Genomic DNA, 9,814 nt, shown 5'->3' with positions numbered 1-9,814 from the left:
ATCGCCGCCGTCAGCGTCGTCTTGCCGTGGTCAACGTGACCAATCGTGCCAATGTTGCAGTGCGGCTTGCCGCGCTCAAACTTTTCCTTGCCCATCTTTTGTCAGACGCCTCGTGAATTGGGGGGTCCACCCGACCCGGTTTTCATCGCGCGCCATCTATGCGTTGAGAAGCGAGAAATCAAGCGGAAATGCACCTGCGCACATCGCGCCCGACGAACCCCGGACACATCCCTACTCCCGGCGAGAGCCCCGGTCCGCCGCCGCCTTTTTGGTGATCACCACCACGTTCTCCGGAACCGTGATCTTGCCGTCAGCCGCTGTTGCAGCGTTGGTCTTGGCATCCGCAGCCGGACCCGCCGGCGTTTCGGCATCCGTGAACCAGCCATCGCTCTCCTGCATCTCGCGCAGCCACACCTCGATCAGGCGCGCCGCCTCTTCGGCGAGGCCGGTCAGCTGCTGTTCGCGATTTTTCGTGATCCGGGATTCGAACACCTTGATGACGTGGATCTGCTTGGGCTCGGGGTTCATCTTGGCTTGTGCCGCATCGTCCCAGACCGTGACATTCAACGCCAGCGCCGACTTTCCCGGAATGATGGGGGGCGGCAGTGAATAGGCTTCGACGCTGACGCCGAAATGGTAGAACCGATCCCCGTCAAAGCGCCGGAACCGGGTGTCGAGCGCATCGGTAACACCGTCGATCCATTCCTCGTTGGTGGCATTGCGCGACACCAGCAGCTTTTCGAGATTTGGCGCGACGACCCCGATATGGCCCATATTGAAATTGCCCAACGGCACGGTCGGCCCTTCGAGATCGCGGGTGGAGCTGGCGCAGGCGGCCAAGGCCAGCATCAGCGGCAGAACAACAATCAGACGGCGCATCACGACTCCCGAACCCAAGATCCCGCCATGTCTATCTCAGCGCGCCCGCACGCGCAACGCAGCCTCCGTCGCTCAGATCACTGCCTGTTCGACCTGCGGCTGATCGCTCAACAGCCGATCAAAGTGAAATCCGCCCAAGTCAAGCGTCCGGTATTCGCCGTGGTACAGCCATTCCGCGATGCCGCGACCCATCGCGGGCGCCTGTTGCAAGCCATGACCGGAAAATCCGTTCATGAAGTAGAAGTTGGCGATATCCGGGTGCGGCCCCAGAATGGCGTTGTGGTCGAACGTGTTCATCTCGTAATGCCCGACCCAGCTATGGGTCAGGCGGATGCTTTCAAACTGCGGAATGCGGGCAGCCAGGATCGGCCAGACCTCGGCTTCCCATAAAGCATGATCCACGGCGAAATCGTCCGCATCCACCGCCGGGTCATCACCCAGATATCCCCCGGCCTGATACGTTCCGCCACCGTTTTCGCGCACATGCACTCCGGATGGATCAATCGTCAGTGGCAAATCGCAGACCAGCGGGTGTTGCGCCTTGAAGACCCAGGAATGACGCTTTCGCGGCTCGACCGGCAGAGTGATCCCCGCCATAGCTGCGGTGCGCGCGGCGCGTGGGCCGGAGGCGTTGATCACATGCCCACAGGCAATCACCTCTCCGCTGGCCAGGGTCACCGAGTGCACCCGACCGCCAGTAACGCTCATGTCGACCACGTCATTCTCGATATAGATCGCACCCCGCTCTTGCGCCTGACGTTTCAGCCAGTCGAACACCGCCATGCTGTCGAAATAGCCTTCGTCCACCGTGTTGATCGATCCCAGCAGGATATCGTCCAGCGCATAGAACGGATACCGCGCGGCGATTTCGTCGGGGGTCAAAAGGCGGGTCGCTGCTCCGGCTGCGATCTGAACGCCGTGTCTTTTGCGCAGATCGTCGGCATAGGCCGGTGTGTCGGCCAGGTACAGATACCCGAAACTGCGGATGCCAATTTTGGGAACGCGTGGATCGCCGCCCATGAATGCACGCATGTTATTCACGAAATCGGCCCCGAACTGACTGATCTTCACGTTCAAGGCAGTCGAAAACTGCTGCCGAATGCAACTGGTGGAATGGGCCGTCGCGCTGCTCGCGAAGGTCAGATCCCGGTCGATCACCAAGATCGATCCATCAAAGCTGTCCGTGTCCGTCAAAAACCACGCCGCAGCCGATCCCATGATCGCGCCGCCAACAATCACCACGTCGAACTGCCGTTGCTCGGGTGACCGGCACGCCACGGCTCAGACCGCGGCCTTGAGGCTTTCTTCCAGATAGATCTCGCGCAACCGCAACGCACGACCGCCCGGCACGCCGTCTCCGATGACCGATCCGTCAATCTCGATCACCGGCATCACGAAGGCCGACGCAGAGGTCACAAACGCCTCATCGGCGCCGATTGCCTCTTCGATGGTAAAATCGCGCTCTTCGATCAGCATCTGTGCCTCTTGCGCAAATCGAAGCACGGCGGCGCGGGTGATGCCGTGCAGGATATCCTGCGACAGCGCGCGCGTGATGATCGTGTTGCCCCTGATGATGTAGGCGTTGTTCGAGGTGCCCTCTGTCACCGCGCCGTCCTGCACCATCCACGCGTCATGTACGCCAGCCTTTTTGGCCATCATCTTGCCCATTGACGGATAAAGCAGTTGCACCGTCTTGATGTCGCGCCGTGCCCAGCGTTGATCCTCGATCGAAATGATCTTGATGCCGTCGCGCGCCTCCGGTCGTGTCGCCAGCCCCGGCATGCTCTGCGTGAACAGAACCACGGTCGGCTTTACCGTCGCGGGATCGGGAAACACGAAATCCCGGTCGCCGGGCGAGCCGCGCGTGACCTGCAAGTAGACCAGACCGTCCTCGATGCCGTTGACCCTGACCAGTTCGCGGTGAATCTCCAGCAGGTCGTCGAAGGCGTCGGGTTTCTGGATGTCCAGTTCGTTTAGAGACCTCTCCAGCCTCTGTTGATGCCCTGCGAAATCAATCAGCTTGCCGCCCAGAACCGATGTGACCTCATAGACCGCGTCCGCCATCAGAAATCCGCGGTCGAAAATCGAAACCTTGGCTTCGTCTTCTGGCAGATACTCTCCGTTCAGATATACCGTGCGGCTCATAGGTCTCTCCTTATCCCCAAAGTCCGGGTGCGGAGGGGTGCACACCAGCTTCGTCAAACATCAATGGCTGATCCCGGTCTTCCGCCAGAAGCAGCGGCCCGTCAAGATCTGTCACCGCAGCGCCCTGCGCGACCAGAACGGCGGGCGCCATTGCGAGCGAAGAGCCGACCATACATCCAACCATCACGTCATAGCCATCGGCACGCGCTGCGGCGCGCAGGGCCAGTGCTTCGGTCAGCCCGCCGGTCTTGTCGAGCTTGATGTTGACCATGTCGTACTTGCCTTTGAGAGCGGGAAGTGACGCCCGGTCGTGGCAACTTTCATCGGCACACAGAGGAACGGGCCGCGCCACGCCCAGAAGTGCGTCGTCCTCACCCGCTGGCAACGGCTGTTCAACAAGCGCCACTCCAAGCTTTTGCAGATGTGGCGCAAGATCGGCATAGATCTCGGCAGACCAACCCTCATTGGCATCGACGATAATTCTGGACTTCGGCGCGCCGGCGCGCACGGCCTCGAGACGGGGCATGTCGTCGGGTGTCCCAAGCTTGATCTTCAAGAGGGGACGATGCGCATGACGCGCCGCCTGCTCCTGCATCGCGTCGGGCGTGTCGAGCGACAACGTGTATGCGGTCACTTCCGGGCCCGGCTTTGACAAACCGGCCAATTCCCAAACCCGGCATCCGGCGTGTTTCGCATCCAGATCCCAAAGCGCACAATCCACCGCATTGCGTGCCGCGCCGGCAGGCAGGGCAGATTGCAGATCGGAGCGGTTGATCCCCTCGGGCAAGGAGGCGATTTGCGCCTCGACGCTCTCCAGCGTTTCGCCATAGCGCGCGTAGGGCACGCATTCGCCCCACCCGGTCAGGCCGTTGCGCGTGATCCGCACCGTCAGAACCTTCGCTTCTGTCCGGCTTCCCCGCGAAATCGTGAAAACCTGCGCCAGCCGGAATACATCCCGCGTCACTTCAATCAAGAGAGTATCCCCCGCCTTTTATTCCAAGCTCATGCAAACACGAAGCCCCCAAAGGTGCAACGCCCGGCCGCGGCTACAGTGCCGCCAACGCCTCGGCCAAGCGACCGGCGCCATGCCGGAACGGATCAACCGCCGGGACACCCATGCGGGCCTCGACCTCTGCCAGATACGCGGTCGCTTCTGCGTCGCTCATGCGCTGTGTGTTGATCGACACTCCCGTGACAACGCAACCCGGATTGGCAACGCGCGCCAGCGGCAAGGCCACGTCGCGCAGGGTTTCCAGCGACGGCAGGTCATACTCGGGCAAGCCACGCATATGCGTTCGCGTCGGCTCGTGACACAGGATCAACGCATCGGGTTGTCCGCCATGAATGAGCGCCATCGTGACACCCGAAAACGAGACGTGAAACAGGCTGCCCTGCCCTTCGATGATATCCCAATGATCGGGGTCATTGTCGGGTGTCAGCCATTCGACCGAACCGGCCATGAAATCCGCGACCACCGCATCCAGCGGCACACCATCCCCGGTGATCAGGATACCGGTCTGTCCAGTGGCGCGGAACGTGGCCTTCATGCCCGCATCGCGCATCGAGCGATCGAGCGCCAGACCGGTATACATCTTGCCGACCGAGCAATCGGTGCCGATCCCCAGAACGCGCTTGCCTGTCCGCTTCTTGCCGTCCGCGATAGGATACTCAACCTCGGGAACGCGCACATCGTGCAACGCACGCCCCGTGGCGGCAGCCACGGCCACCAGATCGGGTTCATCGCGCAGAAGGTTGTGCAATCCAGACGCCAGATCAAAACCCTCTTCCAATGCTGTCACCAACACCTTTTTCCAGGCTTGCGAGATCTTGCCACCCCGGTTCGCCACACCGACGACCAAAGTCTTGGCCCCGGCGTCTCTGGCTTGCGTCAATGTCATGTCGGTCAATCCAAGATCGGCGTTGCAGCCCTCCATCCGGTATTGTCCGACGCAAAATTCCGGCCGCCAGTCGCGGATTCCCTGCGCCACTTTGGCAGCCAAACCATCGGGCGCATCGCCCAGAAACAAGAGATAGGGTGTTTCGATCATGACGGCCTTTCCAATTATGTCAGGTTTTGCGCGGCAGGTTGTCAGCGCAACCATGCAATTGCATTGCTTTCCTCGCGTTTTTCAATGCGTTTTTGGGAGATTTTATTCAGATATTTACATTTTCCCGAATTTTCTTCGATGAGCTGCGTGAGGCTTTTTCTGCAACTGCAAAATGCGCTTGCAGAAACAAGCGCAATTTCATAACTCAAACAGAGCACCTAGCGAAATATCCTTACAAAGAGGCCGCAAATGTCCTTCCGTATCCAGCCCGCCGCTCCTGCACGTCCAAATCGCTGCCAGCTTTTCGGTCCGGGATCGAATACCAAGCTTTTTGCCAAGATGGCGGCGTCTGATGCGGACGTGATCAACCTCGATCTGGAAGACAGCGTTGCTCCAACCGACAAGGATATCGCGCGCGCCAATGTGATCGAGGCGATCAATAGCGTGGATTGGGGTAAAAAAACCCTCAGCGTCCGGATCAACGGGCTCGACACACCCTACTGGTATCGCGATGTGGTCGATCTTCTGGAACAGGCCGGTCCGCGCCTTGACCAGATCATGATCCCCAAGGTCGGATGTGCCGGAGACATCTATGCGGTGGATGCGCTTGTCACGGCAATCGAGTCCGCGAAAGGGCGCAGCAAGCGCATCGCGTTCGAGGTAATCATCGAATCCGCCGCCGGAATTGCCCATGTCGAAGAAATCGCCGCCGCCTCACCGCGTCTTGAAGCCATGAGCCTCGGCGCGGCGGATTTTGCGGCGTCCATGGGGATGCAAACCACCGGGATCGGCGGCACGCAGGAAAACTATTACATGCTGCATGACGGCGCAAAGCACTGGTCCGACCCTTGGCACTGGGCCCAGACCGCCATCGTCGCCGCGTGCCGCACGCACGGCGTCTTGCCGGTTGACGGACCGTTCGGCGATTTTTCGGACGATGAGGGGTTTCGCGCGCAGGCCTTGCGTTCTGCGACTTTGGGAATGGTCGGGAAATGGGCGATCCATCCCAAGCAGATCGCCTTGGCCAACGAGGTCTTTACACCGTCTGATGCCGCGGTGGCCGAGGCGCGCGAAATCCTCGCCGCGATGGAAGATGCAAAGGCCAAAGGCGAAGGCGCGACCGTCTACAAGGGCCGCCTTGTGGATATCGCGTCCATCAAACAGGCCGAAGTCATCGTGCGCCAATCAGAGATGATCGCGGCGCAGTAGAACGATGTTAATGACGGATGATAGAGATCAGGGTCAACACCCTGACCCTCTTTACTCTGACCAGTCCTTGCGTCCGTGGACGCCGGTTTCGTCCAGCAAACCCTTGCGTTTGGCCTCATAGTAATAGCCCCGCGCGTACCACTGCACCGCCTCAGGCTCGCTGCCATCAGCCACCATCCACGCCCCGCGCAAATAGCGGACCGCGTATTTCAGATTGGTTCGGGCATCCAGAAGATCTGTGGGCTGCCCCTGGAACCCCATTGATCGCGCCGTAGCAGGCAGGATCTGCATCAAACCGTAATACGGTCCATTGCGGGCCTCTGGACGATGGGTGCTTTCGCGGATCACGACCCTTTGCACCAGACTGACAGGTACGTCGTTTTCCTCGGCTGCCTCAACGATCATACGTCGCAGTTCGGGGGTTTCGTTGGGATAGAGGGCACGTGTGACAACGGGTTCTGATACCGGCTGTGACGCGCAAGCGGCGACCAGGCTAAGGCTGAGAGCACATAGAATGTGGCGCGACAGGATGTGTTTCATTCTGCTGGATTTGCCGAAATCCACTGCGCTCGGCAAGCGCGGTTCGCCGCCATAGGCGGCGCTCCGCACAGACTTGGCGAAAAAGCGCCATCAGGCTGCGTAGTATTCCGCAATCACTGGGGACGGCGCGCCGTTCTGCGCGCTGACCAGCTTGGGTTCCGGTCTGTAATAGGCCCAGGCCTCGTCCAGGATAGCCAATGCTTCAGCGGCGGAATGGCCAGCGTTCGGGGTGTTTTTCTGTGTCACGGTATGTACCTCAATCGGGTGTTAGTCTCCCTGACACCCAACCTAAGCCTTGGAGTGAGCGCTACCAGTGACAACCACACAACTGTGCCCTGACGTCAAAACAATGCTTACGCGCGGTCATCCTTGGGCGAACCAAGGACAACGTAGGACGTGATCGCGTTGACCTGCGGCAATGTCCCGAGAACCTCGGTGTGAAAATGCTTGTAGGCCGACAGATCCGCCGCCTCCACGCGTAGCAGATACTCCACCGATCCCGTGATATTATGGCACTCGCGCACTTCAGGGCTGTGCGCGACCGCGCGTTCGAATGCCTCTTGCGCCTTCTTCGTGTGCTGGTTCAGGCCGACGGTCATGTAGGCAACGAACCCGATGCCGGTTTTCTCGGGGCTCAGGACGGCGCGGTATCCGGTGATGACTCCTGCCCGCTCCAACGCACTCACACGCCGCAGACACGCGGATGGTGACAAACCCACCCCATCGGCCAGAGCGAGGTTGCTGATCCGACCGTCTTCCGATAGACGACGCAATATCTGACGGTCAATATTGTCCAAAACGCTCATTCATTGCGCAATATACCTTGCAGCAACATCTTTTTGCAACCAGACGCCCGCATAAATCGGAACATATTGCATAACATGACCGCAGAACTCCTGTTTGCCCTGACCGGCTTTGCCCTGGTGACCGTCATCACGCCGGGTCCGAACAATCTCATGTTGATGACATCAGGCGCCAATTTCGGCTTTCGCCGGTCGGTGCCGCACATGATCGGCGTCGGCCTTGGGTTTCCCTTGATGGTTCTGACGGTCGGCTTGGGAGTGATGCAGGTGTTCGATCTCTGGCCGGGCTTTTACATAACGCTCAAGGTGCTTTCGGTGATCTATATGCTTTGGCTGGCCTGGAAGATCGCCAACGCGGCGCCGCCGGACGGCACACCGCAAGCCACAAGCTCACCATTGACCTTCTTTCAGGCCGCAGCCTTTCAATGGGTCAATCCCAAGGCGTGGTCGATGGCGCTTGGTGCGATCACGCTTTATGCAACGGGCCGTGATCTGGCGGCGGTGCTTTGGGTGGCTGGCGCCTATGTCGCTATGGGCTGCATCTCGACCACAAGCTGGACGATCCTCGGCCAGCAGTTGCGCCGCATCCTGAACCGCCCGAAACGGCTGCGCGTGTTCAATTGGACAATGGCATTGCTCTTGATTGCCTCGCTGATCCCGGTGCTGACGGGATAGCACTGGGCGACGTTGCAAATCCCGTACGCTTTGGTCATATACCCCCGCAGCCACAGGGCAGAAGGGCGCGACAGGTATGACCAGCTATCTCGATTTTGAAAAACCTCTGGCAGAGATCGAAGGCAAAGCCGAAGAACTCCGCGCGATGGCACGTACGAACGCCGAAATGGATATCGAAGACGAAGCGCGCGCGTTGGATGCCAAGGCGAATGCCTTGCTAAAGGATCTCTACAAAAAACTGACGCCGTGGCGCAAATGCCAAATCGCCCGCCACCCCGAGCGCCCCCATTGCAAGGACTACATCGAGGCGCTGTTTACCGAATACACGCCGCTGGCCGGCGACAGAAAATTCGCGGATGATGACGCGGTCATGGGCGGGCTGGCGCGATTTGACGACATTCCGGTCGTCGTGATCGGTCATGAAAAAGGCCACGACACCGAAAGCCGCCTGCAACGCAATTTCGGCATGGCGCGCCCCGAAGGGTATCGCAAGGCGGTCCGCCTCATGGACATGGCCGATAAATTCAGCCTGCCTGTGATCACATTGGTCGATACGCCCGGTGCCTTCCCCGGCAAGGGTGCCGAAGAACGCGGCCAGTCCGAGGCAATTGCCCGTTCCACCGAAAAATGCCTTCAAATCGGCGTGCCCCTGCTCTCCGTCATAATTGGCGAAGGCGGCTCTGGCGGAGCTGTGGCGTTCGCAACGGCCGATCGTCTGGCAATGCTCGAGCATTCGGTCTATTCCGTGATCTCGCCCGAAGGATGTGCGTCGATCCTGTGGAAGGACTCCGAGAAAATGGTCGATGCCGCCGAGGCTCTGCGTCTCACGGCACAGGATTTACACAAACTCGGAGTGGCAGATCAGATCATTCCCGAACCTCTTGGCGGAGCGCACCGGAACAGAGACGAAGCCATGCTGGCGGTCGGCGACACCTTGCGCGGCATGCTGGATGAGTTGAAAGACGTGAAGCCCAAGAAGCTTATCGCGGATCGTCGCCGCAAATTCCTCGATATCGGTGCCAAAGGCCTGGCGGCCTGACCCATGCGCGCTCTGGTTCAACGGGTTTCCAAAGCGTCTGTCACTGTCGATGATGCCGAGATCGGACACATCGGCACCGGCCTTCTTGTCCTGATCTGCGCCATGCAGGGCGACACGGAAGCGGAGGCCGACAAACTCGCCGCCAAGATCGCAAAACTTCGCATTTTCAAGGACGCAGAGGGACGCATGAACCTGTCGGTCAAGGATATCGAGGGCAGTGCCTTGATCGTCAGCCAGTTCACTCTCGCCGCCGACACGTCACGCGGCAACCGCCCTGGATTTTCGACCGCCGCTTCTCCGCAAGACGGAGAGCGGCTTTACGAGTATTTCGCGGATCAGGTCACACACCAAGGCATTCCCGTGGCAAAAGGCCGGTTCGGTGCGGACATGAAGGTCGGCTTGATCAACGACGGGCCGGTCACGATCTGGATGGACAGCGCGCCTGACGCATGAAAACACCTTGTTTCAAGTGGTTC

The 9,814-nt window shown here is 59.8% G+C and carries 13 protein-coding genes; 4 read left to right on the top strand and 9 right to left on the bottom strand.

Annotated features, from left to right (window positions below; translation table 11 throughout):
• The 6 genes from ACGKZZ_RS14005 to dgcN all read right to left on the bottom strand — a co-directional run.
• The coding region (locus ACGKZZ_RS14005) for a GTP-binding protein (protein WP_234988920.1) at positions 1-95 on the bottom strand (95 nt) is incomplete at its 3' end.
• Between the two features lie 136 nt (positions 96-231).
• On the bottom strand, positions 232-879 hold the full coding sequence (locus tag ACGKZZ_RS14000) for a hypothetical protein (protein ID WP_411224196.1): 648 nt from the start codon (positions 877-879) through the stop codon (positions 232-234).
• Between the two features lie 72 nt (positions 880-951).
• Positions 952-2,157, bottom strand: coding sequence for an NAD(P)/FAD-dependent oxidoreductase (locus ACGKZZ_RS13995; protein ID WP_411224195.1), 1,206 nt, complete (start codon positions 2,155-2,157; stop codon positions 952-954).
• 3 nt (positions 2,158-2,160) lie between these two features.
• Complete coding sequence (locus ACGKZZ_RS13990; protein ID WP_411224194.1) at positions 2,161-3,024, bottom strand: D-amino-acid transaminase; 864 nt, start codon at positions 3,022-3,024, stop codon at positions 2,161-2,163.
• 10 nt (positions 3,025-3,034) lie between these two features.
• A complete protein-coding gene (dgcA, locus tag ACGKZZ_RS13985) occupies positions 3,035-3,997 on the bottom strand; it encodes an N-acetyl-D-Glu racemase DgcA (RefSeq protein WP_411224193.1) in 963 nt (320 codons plus the stop codon).
• A gap of 73 nt (positions 3,998-4,070) precedes the next feature.
• The gene (dgcN, locus tag ACGKZZ_RS13980) at positions 4,071-5,072 is read right to left on the bottom strand and encodes an N-acetyltransferase DgcN (RefSeq protein WP_411224192.1); all 1,002 of its coding nucleotides are present in this window, start codon (positions 5,070-5,072) and stop codon (positions 4,071-4,073) included.
• A gap of 249 nt (positions 5,073-5,321) precedes the next feature.
• Between dgcN and ACGKZZ_RS13975 the strand changes: the two genes are divergently transcribed.
• Entirely contained in the window at positions 5,322-6,281 is a 960-nt protein-coding gene (locus tag ACGKZZ_RS13975; protein WP_411224191.1) for an L-malyl-CoA/beta-methylmalyl-CoA lyase, read from the top strand.
• A gap of 51 nt (positions 6,282-6,332) precedes the next feature.
• On the opposite strand, the gene ACGKZZ_RS13970 is transcribed toward ACGKZZ_RS13975, so the two are convergent.
• The 3 genes from ACGKZZ_RS13970 to ACGKZZ_RS13960 all read right to left on the bottom strand — a co-directional run bounded on the left by ACGKZZ_RS13970 (position 6,333) and on the right by ACGKZZ_RS13960 (position 7,627).
• Positions 6,333-6,821: a transglycosylase SLT domain-containing protein gene (locus ACGKZZ_RS13970; protein WP_411224190.1), complete on the bottom strand. Its 489-nt coding sequence runs from the start codon at positions 6,819-6,821 to the stop codon at positions 6,333-6,335.
• A gap of 90 nt (positions 6,822-6,911) precedes the next feature.
• Positions 6,912-7,067, bottom strand: a complete 156-nt coding sequence (locus tag ACGKZZ_RS13965; RefSeq protein WP_411224189.1) for a hypothetical protein — start codon at positions 7,065-7,067, stop codon at positions 6,912-6,914.
• Positions 7,068-7,174: 107 nt separating this feature from the next.
• The gene (locus tag ACGKZZ_RS13960; RefSeq protein WP_411224188.1) at positions 7,175-7,627 is read right to left on the bottom strand and encodes an Lrp/AsnC family transcriptional regulator; all 453 of its coding nucleotides are present in this window, start codon (positions 7,625-7,627) and stop codon (positions 7,175-7,177) included.
• Positions 7,628-7,702: 75 nt separating this feature from the next.
• Between ACGKZZ_RS13960 and ACGKZZ_RS13955 the strand changes: the two genes are divergently transcribed.
• From ACGKZZ_RS13955 to dtd, 3 genes are all read left to right on the top strand, one after another.
• Positions 7,703-8,299, top strand: a complete 597-nt coding sequence (locus ACGKZZ_RS13955) for a LysE family translocator (RefSeq protein ID WP_411224187.1) — start codon at positions 7,703-7,705, stop codon at positions 8,297-8,299.
• A gap of 76 nt (positions 8,300-8,375) precedes the next feature.
• Positions 8,376-9,338, top strand: coding sequence for an acetyl-CoA carboxylase carboxyltransferase subunit alpha (locus ACGKZZ_RS13950; RefSeq protein WP_411224186.1), 963 nt, complete (start codon positions 8,376-8,378; stop codon positions 9,336-9,338).
• A gap of 3 nt (positions 9,339-9,341) precedes the next feature.
• Positions 9,342-9,791, top strand: coding sequence for a D-aminoacyl-tRNA deacylase (gene dtd / locus ACGKZZ_RS13945; RefSeq protein WP_411224185.1), 450 nt, complete (start codon positions 9,342-9,344; stop codon positions 9,789-9,791).
• Positions 9,792-9,814: the final 23 nt, after the last annotated feature.

It is taken from the genome of Marivita sp. S2033 (assembly GCF_046592965.1).
In the GTDB taxonomy this organism is placed as follows: domain Bacteria; phylum Pseudomonadota; class Alphaproteobacteria; order Rhodobacterales; family Rhodobacteraceae; genus Marivita.
Note: the sequence above shows the minus strand (reverse complement) of the source record. Positions and strands in the feature narration are given on the sequence as shown.